Origin of the sequence: Klebsiella sp. V115_8, from assembly GCF_029967715.1 — a bacterium.
GTDB classification, from domain to species: Bacteria; Pseudomonadota; Gammaproteobacteria; order Enterobacterales; family Enterobacteriaceae; genus Klebsiella; species Klebsiella quasipneumoniae.
Genome location: NZ_JASCAR010000034.1, coordinates 51,481 through 67,596, shown reverse-complemented (window position 1 = coordinate 67,596; position 16,116 = coordinate 51,481). Strand labels below are relative to the sequence as shown.

15 protein-coding genes are annotated in these 16,116 nt (G+C 59.0%); 10 read left to right on the top strand and 5 right to left on the bottom strand.

The features are described 5' to 3' along the window. Window positions 1–62: 62 nt before the first annotated feature. The 3 genes from deoA to deoD all read left to right on the top strand — a co-directional run bounded on the left by deoA (window position 63) and on the right by deoD (window position 3,481). Window positions 63–1,385, top strand: coding sequence for a thymidine phosphorylase (gene deoA, locus QLG03_RS15985; RefSeq protein WP_032429093.1), 1,323 nt, complete (start codon window positions 63–65; stop codon window positions 1,383–1,385). A gap of 52 nt (window positions 1,386–1,437) precedes the next feature. Then, on the top strand, window positions 1,438–2,661 hold the full coding sequence (deoB, locus tag QLG03_RS15980; RefSeq protein ID WP_023291895.1) for a phosphopentomutase: 1,224 nt from the start codon (window positions 1,438–1,440) through the stop codon (window positions 2,659–2,661). Between the two features lie 100 nt (window positions 2,662–2,761). Next, the gene (gene deoD, locus QLG03_RS15975; protein WP_002887789.1) at window positions 2,762–3,481 is read left to right on the top strand and encodes a purine-nucleoside phosphorylase; all 720 of its coding nucleotides are present in this window, start codon (window positions 2,762–2,764) and stop codon (window positions 3,479–3,481) included. Between the two features lie 84 nt (window positions 3,482–3,565). Here deoD and lplA read toward each other — a convergent pair whose 3' ends face one another. Then, the gene (lplA, locus tag QLG03_RS15970; RefSeq protein WP_032452385.1) at window positions 3,566–4,582 is read right to left on the bottom strand and encodes a lipoate--protein ligase LplA; all 1,017 of its coding nucleotides are present in this window, start codon (window positions 4,580–4,582) and stop codon (window positions 3,566–3,568) included. Continuing rightward, on the bottom strand, window positions 4,582–5,229 hold the full coding sequence (locus QLG03_RS15965) for a YtjB family periplasmic protein (protein WP_023291897.1): 648 nt from the start codon (window positions 5,227–5,229) through the stop codon (window positions 4,582–4,584). The genes lplA and QLG03_RS15965 overlap by 1 nt, the downstream gene beginning before the upstream one ends. 104 nt (window positions 5,230–5,333) lie before the next feature. Between QLG03_RS15965 and serB the strand changes: the two genes are divergently transcribed. From serB to nadR, 3 genes are read left to right on the top strand one after another with little or no spacing between them, the layout of a single operon-like run. After that, window positions 5,334–6,305 carry a phosphoserine phosphatase gene (gene serB / locus QLG03_RS15960; protein WP_082226083.1) on the top strand — a complete coding sequence of 324 codons (972 nt, stop codon included), beginning with the start codon at window positions 5,334–5,336 and terminating at the stop codon, window positions 6,303–6,305. A gap of 9 nt (window positions 6,306–6,314) precedes the next feature. After that, window positions 6,315–7,697 carry a DNA repair protein RadA gene (gene radA / locus QLG03_RS15955; protein WP_023291899.1) on the top strand — a complete coding sequence of 461 codons (1,383 nt, stop codon included), beginning with the start codon at window positions 6,315–6,317 and terminating at the stop codon, window positions 7,695–7,697. 21 nt (window positions 7,698–7,718) lie between these two features. Further along, on the top strand, window positions 7,719–8,951 hold the full coding sequence (nadR, locus tag QLG03_RS15950) for a multifunctional transcriptional regulator/nicotinamide-nucleotide adenylyltransferase/ribosylnicotinamide kinase NadR (RefSeq protein WP_004886547.1): 1,233 nt from the start codon (window positions 7,719–7,721) through the stop codon (window positions 8,949–8,951). 93 nt (window positions 8,952–9,044) lie between these two features. Here nadR and ettA read toward each other — a convergent pair whose 3' ends face one another. Beyond that, a complete protein-coding gene (gene ettA / locus QLG03_RS15945; protein ID WP_023291900.1) occupies window positions 9,045–10,712 on the bottom strand; it encodes an energy-dependent translational throttle protein EttA in 1,668 nt (555 codons plus the stop codon). A 228-nt stretch (window positions 10,713–10,940) separates the two neighbouring features. Here ettA and sltY point away from each other — a divergent pair, with 228 nt between their 5' ends. Then, window positions 10,941–12,878, top strand: a complete 1,938-nt coding sequence (gene sltY, locus QLG03_RS15940; RefSeq protein ID WP_044525328.1) for a murein transglycosylase — start codon at window positions 10,941–10,943, stop codon at window positions 12,876–12,878. Window positions 12,879–12,966: 88 nt separating this feature from the next. Then, on the top strand, window positions 12,967–13,296 hold the full coding sequence (gene trpR / locus QLG03_RS15935) for a trp operon repressor (protein WP_004204213.1): 330 nt from the start codon (window positions 12,967–12,969) through the stop codon (window positions 13,294–13,296). On the opposite strand, the gene yjjX is transcribed toward trpR, so the two are convergent. After that, the gene (gene yjjX / locus QLG03_RS15930) at window positions 13,283–13,798 is read right to left on the bottom strand and encodes an inosine/xanthosine triphosphatase (RefSeq protein ID WP_048296626.1); all 516 of its coding nucleotides are present in this window, start codon (window positions 13,796–13,798) and stop codon (window positions 13,283–13,285) included. The two genes, trpR and yjjX, sit on opposite strands and share 14 nt — an antisense overlap. A 113-nt stretch (window positions 13,799–13,911) precedes the next feature. Here yjjX and gpmB point away from each other — a divergent pair, with 113 nt between their 5' ends. Then, a complete protein-coding gene (gpmB, locus tag QLG03_RS15925) occupies window positions 13,912–14,559 on the top strand; it encodes a 2,3-diphosphoglycerate-dependent phosphoglycerate mutase GpmB (RefSeq protein ID WP_282473657.1) in 648 nt (215 codons plus the stop codon). Here the strand turns inward: gpmB and robA are convergent. Beyond that, entirely contained in the window at window positions 14,556–15,425 is an 870-nt protein-coding gene (gene robA / locus QLG03_RS15920; RefSeq protein WP_004204217.1) for an MDR efflux pump AcrAB transcriptional activator RobA, read from the bottom strand. The genes gpmB and robA overlap by 4 nt on opposite strands. Window positions 15,426–15,634: 209 nt before the next feature. Between robA and creA the strand changes: the two genes are divergently transcribed. After that, window positions 15,635–16,108, top strand: a complete 474-nt coding sequence (gene creA, locus QLG03_RS15915; RefSeq protein WP_009309170.1) for a protein CreA — start codon at window positions 15,635–15,637, stop codon at window positions 16,106–16,108. Window positions 16,109–16,116: the final 8 nt, after the last annotated feature.

Genomic DNA, 16,116 nt, shown 5'->3' with positions numbered 1-16,116 from the left:
CGTAGGGCGGGTAAGCGTAGCGCCACCCGCCACCATTCACCCGATTCCTCATGGGGGTTACCGTGTTTCTCGCACAAGAAATTATTCGTAAAAAACGTGATGGTCAGGCATTAAGCGATGAAGAGATCCGCTTTTTCATCAACGGCATCCGCGACAATACTATCTCAGAAGGGCAGATCGCCGCGCTGGCGATGACCATCTTCTTCCACGATATGTCTATGCCGGAGCGCGTTTCGCTGACCATGGCGATGCGGGATTCCGGTACCGTTCTGGACTGGAAAAGCCTCAACCTTAACGGCCCGATCGTCGATAAACACTCCACCGGCGGCGTCGGGGATGTCACTTCGCTGATGCTGGGGCCGATGGTGGCCGCCTGCGGCGGTTATGTGCCGATGATTTCCGGCCGCGGACTCGGCCATACCGGCGGTACCCTGGATAAACTGGAAGCGATCCCGGGCTTCGATATCTTCCCGGACGACAACCGCTTCCGCGAGATTATTAAAGATGTCGGCGTGGCGATTATCGGGCAGACCAGCTCCCTCGCTCCGGCGGACAAACGTTTCTATGCCACCCGCGATATTACCGCGACGGTGGACTCCATTCCGCTGATCACCGCCTCGATCCTTGCCAAGAAGCTGGCGGAAGGGCTGGATGCGCTGGTGATGGACGTCAAAGTCGGCAGCGGCGCGTTTATGCCGACTTATGAACTTTCCGCCGCGCTGGCGGAAGCGATCGTCGGGGTCGCCAACGGCGCCGGCGTGCGCACCACCGCGCTGCTGACCGATATGAACCAGGTGCTGGCCTCCAGCGCCGGGAACGCCGTTGAAGTTCGCGAAGCGGTCCAGTTCCTGACCGGCGAATACCGCAATCCGCGTCTGTTCGACGTGACGATGGCGCTGTGTGTGGAGATGCTGATTTCCGGCAAGCTGGCGGCGGACGATGCCGACGCGCGCGCGAAGCTGCAGGCGGTACTGGATAACGGTAAAGCGGCGGAAGTCTTTGGCCGTATGGTCGCGGCGCAGAAAGGACCGAGCGACTTTGTCGAGAATTATGATCATTATCTGCCGACGGCGATGCTGAGCAAAGCAGTCTATGCTGATACCGAAGGTTTTGTCAGCGCGATGGATACACGCGCGCTGGGTATGGCAGTGGTTTCTATGGGCGGCGGCCGCCGTCAGGCATCAGACACCATTGACTATAGCGTTGGCTTTACCGAGATGGCGCGTCTGGGTGACCGCGTGGACGGACAGCGTCCGCTGGCGGTGATCCATGCCAAAGACGAGAACAGCTGGCAGGAGGCCGCGAAAGCGGTCAAAGCGGCCATTAAACTGGACGATAAAGCTCCGGAAATTACACCGACAGTCTATCGCCGTATCACCGAATAGCGATATACTGATCTGATCGCTTTTTTGCAGCGCAAGATGTATGGAGAACAAGATGAAACGTGCATTTATCATGGTGCTGGACTCCTTTGGGATTGGCGCAACGGAAGACGCAGACCGCTTTGGCGACGTCGGCGCCGATACCCTGGGCCACATTGCGGAAGCCTGCGCCAAAGGCGAGGCTGACCACGGCCGCAAAGGCCCGCTGAATTTACCGAACCTGACCCGTCTGGGGCTGGTGAAAGCGCATGAAGGCTCTACCGGTAAAATTGCCGCCGGAATGGATGGCAATGCTGAAGTGATTGGCGCCTGGGCCTGGGCGCATGAACTCTCTTCTGGTAAAGATACGCCGTCCGGCCACTGGGAAATCGCCGGCGTGCCGGTGCTGTTTGACTGGGGCTACTTCAGCGATCATGAAAACAGCTTCCCGCAGGAGCTGCTGGATAAGCTGGTGAAACGCGCCAACCTGCCGGGCTACCTCGGCAACTGCCACTCTTCCGGGACGGTGATCCTCGATCAGCTCGGCGAAGAGCATATGAAAACCGGGAAACCGATTTTCTATACCTCCGCTGACTCCGTGTTCCAGATCGCCTGTCACGAAGAGACCTTTGGCCTCGACAAGCTGTATGAGCTGTGCGAAATCGCCCGTGAAGAGCTGACCGAAGGCGGCTACAACATTGGCCGCGTCATCGCTCGTCCGTTTATCGGCGATAAAGCCGGTAACTTCCAGCGTACCGGCAACCGTCACGATCTGGCGGTCGAACCGCCGGCGCCGACCGTGCTGCAGAAGCTGGTTGACGAGAAGAACGGCCACGTGGTGTCTGTCGGTAAGATAGCGGACATCTACGCAAACTGCGGCATCACCAAAAAAGTGAAAGCCACCGGGCTGGACGCGCTGTTTGACGCGACCATCAAAGAGATGAAGGAAGCCGGCGACGAGACTATCGTCTTCACCAACTTCGTCGACTTTGACTCCTCCTGGGGCCACCGTCGCGATGTCGCCGGCTACGCGGCGGGTCTGGAACTGTTCGACCGCCGTCTGCCGGAGCTGATGGAGCTGGTAGGGGAAGACGACATCCTGATCCTCACCGCCGACCACGGCTGCGACCCGACCTGGACCGGTACCGACCACACCCGCGAGCATATTCCGGTGCTGGTGTACGGCCCGAAAGTGAAACCAGGATCGTTAGGCCACCGCGAAACTTTCGCGGACATCGGCCAGACGCTGGCGACATACTTTGGTACCTCGCCAATGGCGTACGGTAAAAACATGCTGTGATGCAATTGCCCGGTGGCGCTCAGCGATCCGGGCCTACGGTTTTGTCGGCCGGGTCAGGCGTAGCCGCCCGGCAAAAACAACAATGTAAAAGGAACTGAAGATGGCAACTCCTCACATTAACGCAGAAATGGGCGATTTCGCTGACGTAGTCTTGATGCCGGGCGACCCGCTGCGCGCCAAGCACATTGCAGAAACCTTTCTCGAAGACGTGCGTGAAGTGAACAACGTGCGCGGCATGCTGGGCTTCACCGGCACCTATAAAGGCCGCAAAATCTCCGTCATGGGCCACGGGATGGGTATTCCGTCCTGCTCTATCTACACCAAAGAGCTGATCACCGATTTCGGCGTCAAGAAAATCATCCGCGTCGGCTCCTGCGGCGCGGTGCGCGAAGACGTCAAACTGCGCGACGTGGTGATCGGTATGGGCGCCTGCACCGACTCCAAAGTGAACCGTCTGCGTTTTAAAGACCACGACTTCGCGGCGATTGCCGATTTCGGCATGGTGCGTAACGCGGTAGACGCGGCGAAAGCGCTGGGCGTTGACGCGCGCGTCGGCAACATCTTCTCTGCAGACCTGTTCTATACCCCGGACCCGTCCATGTTCGACGTGATGGAAAAATACGGCATCCTGGGCGTGGAAATGGAAGCGGCGGGTATCTACGGCGTGGCGGCGGAATTCGGGGCGAAAGCGCTGACCATCTGCACCGTGTCTGACCATATTCGTACCCACGAGCAGACCACTGCCGCGGAGCGTCAGACCACGTTCAACGACATGATTAAAATCGCGCTGGAATCCGTGCTGCTGGGCGATAAAGAGTAAAAGCTGTTGTGCCGGGCGGCGGCTTCGCCTGACCCGGCCTGCGGTTTTCCAGGCCCGCTAAGCGCTACGCCAGCGGGCTTTTTTTTAGCGTACCGCGCCGGCAATCCACACCGACAGCGCTTTGAGTTCCGCTTCCTGCTCCGGGAAGTCCTCCATCAGCGCCTCACACTGCTGCTGCAAAACCTCAGCCCGATACTGACAGCCGATTAAGCGTTCCGCCAGCGCCTCCAGCGGCGCCGGATTCAGGCTATCGGTAAAGGCCTGCGCGCGGGTAATATGGCCCTTCTCAACGTCAAAATGCAGCTCGACGCCACCCCAGGGGAAGCGCTCGTCCAGCAGGTGGGAAAAGGCAGGCGCCTGGCCGAAGTTCCACTCCCAGCTGCTCTGGCGTGCGAAAGTGTCGGCAAAGTTCGGCAGGTCCGGCGTGTTGTCCGGGGAGATCACCTCGGCGTCTACCCGTTCGCCGTAATGGCTGAAGAACGCCTCCTGGATCGCCTCGCAAACTTGCTGATGGGTAATGCCCGGCAGCAGCTCAACCAGGTTCGCCACCCGCCCGCGCACCGAGGTAATGCCTTTAGCCTGCAGCTTTTTCTGGTCCGGGTTGAGGTAGTTGGCGAGACGGCTTAGATCGGCGTTGAGCAGCAGGGTGCCGTGGTGAAAACCGCGGTCCATGGTTTCACGATAGGCGGAGCCGGAGACTTTGCGGTCGCCGCTGTCGGTTTTGACCACCAGATCGTTGCGCCCGGAGGCGTCGGCGGTTACGCCAAGTGAATTGAGCGCCGCCAGCACAATAGCGGTGGAGACGGTTTTGTCGTACTCCGGTTTGCCTGCCATAAAGGTAAAGCAGGTATTGCCGAGGTCGTGGAACACCGCGCCGCCGCCGCTGCTGCGACGGGCCAGCCGCACATGATCTTCCTCCATGCGGCGGGTATTACACTCCTTCCACGGGTTCTGCGCGCGGCCGATGACCACGGTATCGGCATTGCGCCACAGGAACAGCACCCGCTGGGTGGCGGGCATCTGGCGGAAAATGCACTCCTCGACCGCCAGGTTGAACCACGGGTCGTAAGAGTCAGAAAGCAGGAGGCGCAGTGTGGACATTATAGATTTCCTTTCTTTTCATCGTCTTCATCCTCAACCGGCTTGTTGGCGGTGAGCAGGAAGGGCGATTGCTGCCAGCGGGTGCGTTTGCCCTGCAGCAGCGTGCGGGTCAGTACCACGCCGATTGCCAGGGACAGCAACAGCATCAGGCGTAAGATATTGGTGGTATTATCCACCTGCTTCGCCTCGGTCGCCAGCGTATGGGTATCGAGGGTCAGACGCAGGTAGCCCAACGGACCGTTTTTTCCCGGTACCGGCTCGACAATCTGCTGGTTGAAGTAGCCGCCGGCTTTCTTACCATCCAGCGCCAGCCGGTCGCGAACCTCGACGCTTTCGCCAGAGCGCGCCACCAGGTCGCCCTGGTCGTCATATACCCCGGCGTCCAGTACGCGGCTGTTGTGGGTGAGCTGCGTCAACAGCTGATTGATGCGCTTTTCGTCCGGCGTTTCGCTGCGCATCAGCGGCGCGAGATTCAGCACCACCTGCTGCGCCAGCGTGCGGGCCAGCTCTTCCAGCTGCGGATTGCGTTGTTTCTGACTGTTCTGACTGAACCACGAGGCGCCCTGCATCAGCGCGACGAGCAGGGCGAGACAGATAAGGACAATGACCGCACGATGCAGCCGGAATTTCAGTTTTGCGCGAACCATATTCCACCTTTGAAAATTTGCAGCTTAATGTTGCCAGAAGCGCTGGTTACAAGGTAGCCTCATGCGTTATTTTCCTCGCCTGAATGAAGAGATGTGGAGCCGTAATGCCTAACAGTTTGACCTGGTGCGACCTGCCTGAAGACGTTTCCCTGTGGCCTGGGTTGCCGCTTTCCCTGAGCGGTGACGAGGTCATGCCGCTGGATTATCACGCCGGGCGCAGCGGCTGGCTGCTGTACGGGCGTGGGCTGGATAAACGCCGTCTGACGGACTGGCAGCGTGAGCTGGGCGCCGCGTTAGTGATCGTCGCCTCCTGGGTGGTCGAGGATTACCAGGTGATCCGCCTGGCCGGTTCGCTGACCCCCCGTGCGACGCGGCTGGCGCATGAGGCGGGGCTGGACGTCGCGCCATTGGGTAAAATCCCTCATCTGCGCACCCCGGGACTGCTGGTGATGGATATGGACTCCACGGCGATCCAGATCGAATGCATCGATGAGATCGCGAAACTGGCCGGCACCGGCGAGCTGGTATCGGAAGTGACCGAGCGGGCGATGCGCGGGGAGCTGGACTTCACCGCCAGCCTGCGCCAGCGCGTGGCGACGCTGAAAGACGCTGATGCCAGCATTCTGCTGCAGGTTCGCGACGCGCTGCCGCTGATGCCGGGCCTGGCGCAGCTGGTGCTCAAGCTGGAAACGCTGGGCTGGAAGGTGGCGATCGCCTCCGGCGGCTTCACCTTCTTCGCCGAGTATCTGCGCGATAAGCTGCATCTCGACGCGGTGTTCGCCAACGAACTGGAGATCCGCGACGGCAAGCTCACCGGCAACGTGCTCGGCGATATCGTCGATGCCAAATACAAAGCCAATACGCTGCGCAAGCTGGCGGAAAAGTATGCGATCCCAACGGCGCAGATCGTGGCCATCGGCGATGGCGCCAACGACCTGCCGATGATTAAGGCTGCCGGGCTTGGCATCGCGTATCATGCTAAGCCTAAAGTGAATGAACAGGCGGAAGTGACTATCCGCCACGCTGACCTGATGGGGGTATTCTGTATTCTCTCGGGCAGCATGAACCAAAAGTAAGAGGTAAACGTGGCGAAAGCTCCAAAACGCGCATTTGTCTGTAATGAATGTGGTGCGGATTACCCGCGCTGGCAGGGGCAGTGCAGCGCCTGCCATGCCTGGAATACCATCACCGAGATGCGCATCGCCGCGTCGCCGCAGGTGGCGAGAAACGAGCGTTTGTCAGGCTACGCCGGTCACGCCGGCGTCTCGAAGGTGCAGAAGCTGTCAGACATCAGCCTGGAAGCGCTGCCGCGTTTCTCCACCGGTTTTAAAGAGTTCGACCGCGTACTCGGCGGCGGCGTGGTGCCGGGCAGCGCGATCCTGATTGGCGGTAACCCCGGCGCGGGGAAATCGACGCTGCTGCTGCAGACGTTGTGCAAGCTGGCGGAAGGGATGAAAACGCTGTACGTCACCGGGGAGGAGTCCCTTCAGCAGGTGGCGATGCGCGCCCATCGCCTTGGGCTGCCGACGGCGAACCTGAACATGCTGTCGGAAACCAGCATTGAGCAGATCTGTCAGATTGCCGAGGAAGAAAAACCGCAGCTGATGGTGATCGACTCTATCCAGGTGATGCATATGGCCGACGTTCAGTCGTCGCCGGGCAGCGTCGCCCAGGTACGTGAAACGGCGGCCTACCTGACGCGCTTTGCCAAAACACGCGGCGTGGCGATCGTCATGGTCGGCCACGTCACCAAAGACGGTTCGCTGGCCGGCCCGAAGGTGCTGGAGCACTGTATTGACTGCTCGGTGCTGCTGGACGGCGATGCCGACTCCCGCTTCCGCACTCTGCGCAGCCACAAAAACCGCTTTGGCGCGGTGAACGAGCTGGGCGTCTTCGCCATGACCGAGCAGGGGCTGCGCGAAGTGAGCAACCCATCCGCTATCTTCCTCAGCCGGGGAGATGAAATCACCTCCGGCAGCTCGGTGATGGTGGTCTGGGAAGGGACCCGCCCTCTGCTGGTGGAGATCCAGGCACTGGTGGATCACTCGATGATGTCCAACCCGCGCCGCGTGGCGGTGGGGCTGGAACAGAACCGTCTGGCGATCCTGCTGGCGGTGCTGCATCGCCACGGCGGCCTGCAGATGGCCGATCAGGACGTTTTCGTCAACGTGGTCGGTGGGGTGAAGGTCACGGAAACCAGCGCCGATCTGGCGCTGCTGCTGGCGATGGTCTCCAGCTTGCGCGATCGCCCGCTGCCGCAGGACCTGGTGGTCTTTGGCGAAGTGGGGTTGGCTGGCGAAATTCGCCCGGTGCCGAGCGGACAGGAGCGTATCTCCGAAGCGGCGAAGCATGGCTTCCGCCGCGCCATTGTCCCGGCGGCCAATGTGCCGAAAAAAGTGCCGGAAGGCATGCAAATCTTTGGTGTGAAAAAGCTTTCAGACGCGCTAAGCGTTTTTGACGACTTATAATAAGTTAAAAGGAGATTAGCGATGTCGTCATTTGACTATTTAAAAAGCGCCATAAAGCAGAAAGGCTGTACCCTGCAGCAGGTGGCGGAAGCCAGCGGGATGACCAAAGGGTATCTCAGCCAACTGTTGAATGCCAAAATCAAAAGCCCGAGCGCGCAGAAGCTAGAAGCGCTGCATCGTTTCCTCGGGCTGGAGTTTCCCCGCCGACAGAAAAGCGTCGGCGTGGTGTTTGGTAAATTTTACCCGCTGCATACCGGGCACATCTATTTGATTCAACGCGCCTGTAGCCAGGTCGATGAGCTGCATATCATCATGGGCTATGACGACACTCGCGACCGCGAGCTGTTTGAAGAGAGCGCCATGTCGCAGCAGCCGACGGTGCCTGACCGCCTGCGCTGGCTGCTACAAACCTTTAAATATCAGAAGAATATTCGCATCCATGCCTTCAATGAAGAGGGGATGGAACCCTATCCGCACGGCTGGGATGTGTGGAGTCATGGGATCCGCGCTTTTATGAGCGAAAAAGGGATCGAGCCGAACCGGATCTATACCTCGGAAGAGGCCGATGCGCCGCAGTACCTTGAGCATCTGGGGATCGAGACGGTGCTTATCGATCCTAAGCGGACCTTTATGAATATTAGCGGCGGCCAGATCCGCGAGAACCCGTTCCGTTACTGGGAATATATTCCGACGGAAGTGAAACCGTTCTTTGTGCGGACGGTGGCGATCCTCGGCGGCGAGTCGAGCGGGAAATCAACGCTGGTCAATAAGCTCGCCAATATCTTCAATACCACCAGCGCCTGGGAATATGGCCGGGATTATGTCTTTTCGCATCTCGGCGGCGATGAGATGGCGCTCCAGTATTCGGATTACGATAAAATAGCCCTCGGGCATGCCCAGTATATTGATTTCGCAGTGAAATATGCCAACAAGGTGGCGTTTATCGATACCGACTTCGTCAGCACTCAGGCGTTCTGCCTGAAGTACGAGGGGCGAGAGCACCCGTTCGTGCAGGCGCTGATTGATGAATACCGCTTCGATCTGGTGATCCTGCTGGAGAACAATACCCCGTGGGTGGCCGATGGGTTACGCAGCCTTGGGAGTTCGGTGGATCGTAAAGAGTTTCAGTCGCTGCTGGTGTCGCTGCTGAAAGAGAATGAGATCGAGTTCGTCCATGTTAAGGAGTCGGACTACGATACGCGCTTCCTGCGCTGCGTCGAGCTGGTGAAGCAGCTGATGGGGGAGCAGGGGTAGATCCTCTGCGGGCTGATGCCCTCACCCCGGCCCTCTCCCGGTGGGAGAGGGAGCAAACATTAAAAAAGGCAACTTGCGTTGCCTTTTTGCATTTTATTTTGAGATCCGTTTGTACTTGATTCGCTTCGGCTCCAGCGCGTCGGCGCCGAGGGTGCGTTTCTTGTACTCTTCGTACTCGGTAAAGTTACCTTCAAAGAACTCCACCTTACCTTCATCCTGGTAATCCAGAATGTGGGTGGCGATACGGTCAAGGAACCAACGGTCGTGCGAGATAACCATCGCGCAGCCCGGGAACTCCAGCAGGGCGTTTTCCAGCGCGCGCAGGGTTTCGATATCCAGGTCGTTGGTCGGTTCATCGAGCAGCAGTACGTTACCGCCAACCTGCAGCAGCTTCGCCAGGTGCAGACGACCGCGTTCACCGCCGGACAACTCGCCAACGCGTTTGCCCTGGTCTACGCCTTTGAAGTTAAAGCGGCCCACGTAGGCGCGGCTCGGCATCTCGGTGTTGCCGATCTTCATGATATCCAGGCCGCCGGAGACCTCTTCCCACACGGTCTTGCTGTTGTCCATCGCGTCGCGGAACTGATCGACGGAGGCCAGCTTAACGGTTTCGCCCAGGGTGATGGTGCCGGAATCTGGCTGTTCCTGGCCGGACATCATGCGGAACAGCGTAGATTTACCCGCGCCGTTCGGGCCGATGATGCCGACGATAGCGCCCTTCGGTACCGAGAAGCTCAGATCGTCGATCAGCACGCGGTCGCCGTAGGATTTACGCAAGTTGCTGACTTCCAGAACTTTATCGCCCAGACGCGCGCCTGGCGGAATGAACAGTTCGTTGGTCTCGTTACGTTTCTGGTATTCAACGTTGTTGAGCTCTTCAAAGCGCGCCAGACGGGCTTTGCCCTTGGACTGACGGCCTTTCGCGCCCTGGCGAACCCACTCGAGCTCTTTCTCGATGGATTTGCGACGCGCGGCTTCCTGAGAGGCTTCCTGCGCCAGACGCTGATCTTTCTGCTCCAGCCAGGAGGAGTAGTTGCCTTCCCACGGAATACCTTCGCCGCGGTCAAGTTCGAGGATCCAACCGGCGACGTTATCGAGGAAGTAACGGTCGTGGGTAATTGCCACCACGGTGCCTTCGAAGTCGTGCAGGAAGCGTTCCAGCCAGGCGACGGACTCGGCGTCCAGGTGGTTGGTCGGTTCGTCGAGCAGCAGCATGTCTGGTTTTTCCAGCAGCAGGCGGCACAGCGCGACGCGGCGGCGTTCACCACCGGAAAGATTGGCGATTTTCGCATCCCAGTCCGGCAGGCGCAGGGCGTCGGCCGCGCGCTCCAGCTGTACGTTCAGATTGTGGCCGTCGTGCGCCTGGATAATCTCTTCGAACTTGCCTTGCTGTGCGGCAAGCTTATCGAAGTCTGCATCCGGCTCGGCGTACTTGGCATAGACTTCGTCCAGACCCTTCAGCGCGTTAACCACTTCGGCGACCGCTTCTTCAACGGACTCGCGCACGGTGTGCTCCGGGTTGAGCTGCGGCTCCTGCGGCAGGTAGCCGATTTTAATGCCAGGCTGCGGACGCGCTTCACCTTCGATCTCGGTGTCGATACCGGCCATGATGCGCAGCAGGGTAGATTTACCGGCGCCGTTCAGACCGAGCACACCGATTTTTGCGCCAGGGAAAAAGCTGAGGGAGATATTTTTCAAAATATGACGTTTCGGCGGAACCACTTTGCCGACACGATGCATGGTATAAACGAATTGAGCCACGTTGGACTTCGCCTCTTTCTATTTTGATAGATAGTTCAAAGCCGAAGTGTAGCCTTTTTCGCGCGCTAATCCCAGCGAGGCGACAGGATTCACAGAAGCGTAAAAAAATGTTCAGGACATGGCGCGTTTAGCGTTGTCTGATTAGCATAAGTAAAGCCGCCTGCCGAACCGGCAGGGGCTTTTAAGCGGCACGATGCTGCGAAAATGCACCTGAAAGAGGAAGAGCTTGTGGAAAAAGCCAAAAAAATGGCGTGGCATCTTTTGGCTGCCAGCGTTGGTCTGTTGGCGTTGAGTCAGCTGGCGCATGCGGATTCACTGGATGAACAGCGCAGCCGCTACGCACAAATTAAGCAGGCGTGGGATAACCGGCAGATGGATGTGGTTGACCAGCTGATGCCCACGTTAAGCACCTATCCCCTGTATCCCTATTTGCAGTACCGGCAGATTACCGACGATCTGATGAACCAGCCGGCGCTGGTGGTGAAAAACTTTATTGACGCCAACCCGACGCTGCCCCCCGCGCGTTCATTACGTTCGCGCTTCGTGAATGAACTGGCCCGGCGCAGCGACTGGCGCGGCTTGCTGGCGTTTAGTCCCGATAAGCCGACCAGCACCGAGGCGCAGTGCAACTACTACTACGCCAAACTGAGCGTGGGGCAGTCGCAGGAGGCCTGGAGCGGAGCGAAAGACCTCTGGCTGACGGGCAAGAACCAGCCCGGCGCCTGTGAACCGCTGTTCAGCGCCTGGCGCGACTCCGGCCAGCAGGATCCGCTGGCTTATCTCGAACGGATCCGCCTGGCGATGAAGGCCGGCAATATCGGGCTGGTGAAATCGCTGGCCCAGCAGATGCCCGCCAACTACCAGAGCATCGCCAGCGCCGTGGTCGCTCTGGCTAACGATCCTAACAGCGTCCTGACCTTTGCCCGCACCACCGGGGCGACGGACTTTACCCGCCAGATGGCCGCCGTCGCCTTCGCCAGCGTCGCCCGTCAGGATGTGGAAAATGCCCGTTTGATGATCCCTTCGCTGGTGCAGGCCCAGCAGCTCAATGAGGATCAGACCCAGGAGCTACGCGATATTGTCGCCTGGCGCCTGATGGGGAACGATGTGACCGAAGAGCAGGCCATCTGGCGCGACGATGCGATTATGCGATCGCAGTCCACGCCGCTGGTGGAGCGGCGGGTGCGGATGGCGCTGGGGACGGGCGATCGCCATGGCCTGAATACCTGGCTGGCGCGCCTGCCGATGGAGGCGAAAGAGAAAGACGAATGGCGCTACTGGCAGGCGGATCTGTTGCTGGAGCGCGGCAGGGACGAGGAGGCGCAGGCGATCCTCCGGTCGTTGATGCAGCAGCGCGGTTTCTACCCGATGGTCGCCGCACAGCGTCTCGGCGAGGAGTATACCTTCCGCATCGATAAAGCGACTGGCACGCTCGATCCGGCGCTGGCTTCCGGTCCGGAGATGGCCCGGGTACGCGAGCTGATGTACTGGAATATGGATAACACCGCGCGCACCGAATGGGCGAATCTGGTCACCAGCCGCACGAAATCTCAGCAGGCGCAGCTGGCGCGCTATGCCTTCGATCAACACTGGTGGGATCTGAGCGTGCAGGCGACGATCGCCGGCAAGCTGTGGGATCAGCTGGAGGAGCGCTTCCCGCTGGCCTATAACGATCTGTTTGCCCGCTATATCAGCGGTAAAGATATTCCGCAGAGCTACGCGATGGCCATTGCCCGCCAGGAGAGCGCCTGGAACCCGAAAGTGCGTTCGCCGGTCGGCGCCAGCGGGCTGATGCAGATTATGCCGGGCACCGCGACGCATACCGTCAGCATGTTCCGCATTCCCGGCTACAGCGGCCCGTCGCAGCTATTGGATCCGGAAACCAACATCAACATCGGCACCAGCTATCTGCAGTACGTTTACCAGCAGTTCGGCAATAACCGCATCTACGCCTCGGCGGCCTATAACGCCGGGCCGGGTCGGGTACGCACCTGGCAGGGGAACAGCGCCGGACGGATCGACGCCGTGGCGTTTGTCGAGAGTATTCCGTTCTCGGAAACCCGCGGCTACGTGAAGAATGTCCTCTCCTATGACGCCTACTACCGCTACTTTATGGGACAGCAGGATAAGCTCTTCAGCGATGCGGAGTGGCGGCAGCGTTACTGATCGCCGGGAAGTATGTTATGCTTTGTACTCGTTGAAGAGTACATTCGACGGGCAGCGTAAGCTGCCCGTCTCAATATGGTGGCGCGATATGACCCAACAATCTCCCTATTCCGCGGCCGTTGCCGAACAACGTCATCAGGAGTGGCTGCGCTTTGTGGCGCTGCTACAGCAGGCCTATGCGCAGGATCTGCATCTGCCGCTGCTGCAGCTAATGCTAACCCCTGATGAGCGCGAAGCGCTGGGAACCCGGGTGCGCATTATCGAAGAGCTGCTGCGCGGCGAGATGAGCCAGCGCGAGCTGAAAAATGAGCTCGGCGCCGGCATTGCGACCATTACCCGCGGGTCGAACAGCCTGAAGTCGGCGCCGGTTGAGCTGCGCCAGTGGCTGGAGCAGACGCTGCTGGCTAGCGATAAATAGCGTTGTGGAACGGGCTTAACGCCAGCACGACCGCCTGATGGTAAACGCTGCTGCGGGTTAATTTGCCGCCGGTGAAAACCCCAATCGCCCCCTCTTTACGACCGATCTGATCGATGCCGGTATACTGCGACATGACCGGCCCGAGGGCTTCGCCAGCGCGAACCTGCTCAAGAATAACGTCAGGCAACGGCAGCGTGGCTGAGCGCGCTTCTCCGCGCTGGCAGGCGCTTTCGATGACCACCCAGCTAAAGGTACTGCCATCGTCAATTCCGGCTTCGATGGCGACCCAGAAATCGGCATGGGGCTGGGCGAGGCGCGCATTGGCGACGCGATTTCGTGCGCCAGCGCGCGTTTCCTCGCTGCCGAAGGGCTGTTCCGGCACGCCGCTCTCGACGGATACGGACTCAATGTGGCAGGATCCTTCGCCGAAAATCTCGTCAAAAGCCTGCAGAATTGCCTGAATTTTGGCGGGATTAGTGGTCGCTGAGACAACATGGTGCATAATCAAAACAACTCAGAATAAACTAACGTCATCGCAGTATACTCTAAATCACCCCCAGGGCAGGCGGTAATGCCCGAAAGCGGTCGATAACGAGTTCAGAACGGAAAAAAAGCATGTTACAGGTATACCTTGTTCGCCACGGTGAAACGCAGTGGAACGCCGAGCGACGTATTCAGGGTCAGTCCGACAGCCCGCTGACCGCACACGGTGAGCGCCAGGCCTGGCAGGTTGGCGAGCGCGCCAGAACGCTGGGGATCACCCATATCATTACCAGCGATCTGGGACGAACCCGCCGCACAGCAGAGATTATCGCCGAAGTCTGCGGCTGCAGCGTGATCGCCGATGCGCGCCTGCGCGAGCTGGATATGGGGGTGCTGGAGAAGCGCCATATCGACTCGCTCAGCGAAGAAGAAGAGGGCTGGCGCCGCCAGCTGGTCAACGGCACGCCGGATGGTCGTATTCCTCAGGGCGAATCGATGCAGGAGCTTAGCGAACGTATGCATGCGGCGCTGGCAGCCTGTCTGGAATTACCGGCCGGTAGTCGACCGCTGCTGGTGAGTCATGGTATCGCGCTGGGCTGCCTGGTGAGCACGATTTTAGGGCTGCCGGCGTACGCAGAGCGTCGGCTGCGTCTGCGCAACTGCTCTATCTCGCGCGTCGATTATCAGCAGAGCCCGTGGCTGGCTTCCGGCTGGGTGGTGGAAACGGCGGGCGACGTCTCGCATCTTGACGCCCCCGCGATGGACGAGCTGCAGCGTTAACGGCGGATCGGGATCAGATATTCGCAGCGCAACTGAATCGGCGTGGCCTGATCCCGGCTTTCATCTTCAGGATAGAAGCGTTCAATATCCAGCCCCTTGCGACGCGTCAGGTTCAGCATCGGCATGCAGGTGCCGTAGACCGTCAGGATGAATTCCTGCAGGCCGGTACCCAGCCCTTCATATGTAAACATGACATACTCGCCGCCCTCCAGCGTCACCGGATGGGCGTTCTGCAGGTGGCCGTTAGCCATCTCCGGCGTCAGCGCGGTGGTATAGAACACTTCCTGTTCATCGTCTTTCTCCAGGCTCGGACGCGGTTCATGCAGCCCATAGAGCACCGGGGGGATCGACGGCGAGTTGCCGAGGAAATCGCGCCAGAACTGGACCCGCATCTGGTTGCGGAAGTCGGAGATTTCCTCCAGCTTACAGGTATAGCTCTGGGTTACCCCCAGCAGTTGAGTCGTGGGCAGGGCGACAAATTCATGTTTCGGCAGGGTAAACTCGCCAAGACGCAGCGGCGGACGCATACCGAACGAGCTCCAGTCCGGCGAGCGGCGGTAGAGCGCCGGCGTCAGCGAGAACTGCTTCTTAAACGCCCGGGTGAAGGTCTGCTGGGAGTCGAAACGGTACTGCAGCGCAATATCAAGGATTGGACGGGCGGTAAGGCGTAATGCGACAGCTGATTTCGACAACCGGCGCGCGCGAATATAGGCACCGATGGCATGGCCGGTGACATCCTTAAACATTCGCTGCAAATGCCACTTGGAATAACCCGCCTTCGCCGCCACATTGTCCAGAGAAAGCGGCTGATCCAGGTGACCTTCCAGCCAGCTAAGGAGATCGCGAATAATCCCTGCTTGATCCATAAAATGTCCCCATCCTTAAACACAGGTGCCTGATATTAAAGTAGCGGATAATAGCATTTTTTGATGTTTTAGCATTCAGTGTTTTTTTTGCTTTTAAATGCGGTAGGTCCGTGGATCTGAACGAAAATTTTGTAAAGCTGTGATCTATAAACCTTTTCCGCAAAGTGCGTGATAATCACTCAGCTATATTTTTTAAGAATGGTAACAATATGAAATACAAGAAGTTTGCGATGGGCCTGCTGCTGCTGGCCGGCTGCCAGGTCGCTCAGGCGGAGCAGATTGGTTCCGTGGATACGGTCTTCAAATGGTTAGGGCCGGATCACAAAATTGTCGTCGAAGCCTTTGACGATCCGGATGTGCAGAACGTGACCTGCTATATCAGCCGGGCGAAGACCGGCGGGATCAAAGGCGGGCTGGGTCTGGCGGAAGATACCTCCGACGCGGCCATCTCCTGCCAGCAGGTCGGGCCGATTGAGCTGACGGACAAAATCAAAAATGGCAAAAGCCAGGGCGACGTGGTGTTCCAGAAGCGCACCTCGCTGGTGTTTAAAAAGCTACAGGTCGTTCGCTTCTATGATGCGAAACGCAATGCGCTGGTCTACCTGACCTATTCGGATAAAGTGGTTGATGGTTCGCCGAAGAACGCCATCAGCGCCGTGCCGATTATGCCCTGGAATAAATAAACGGGAGC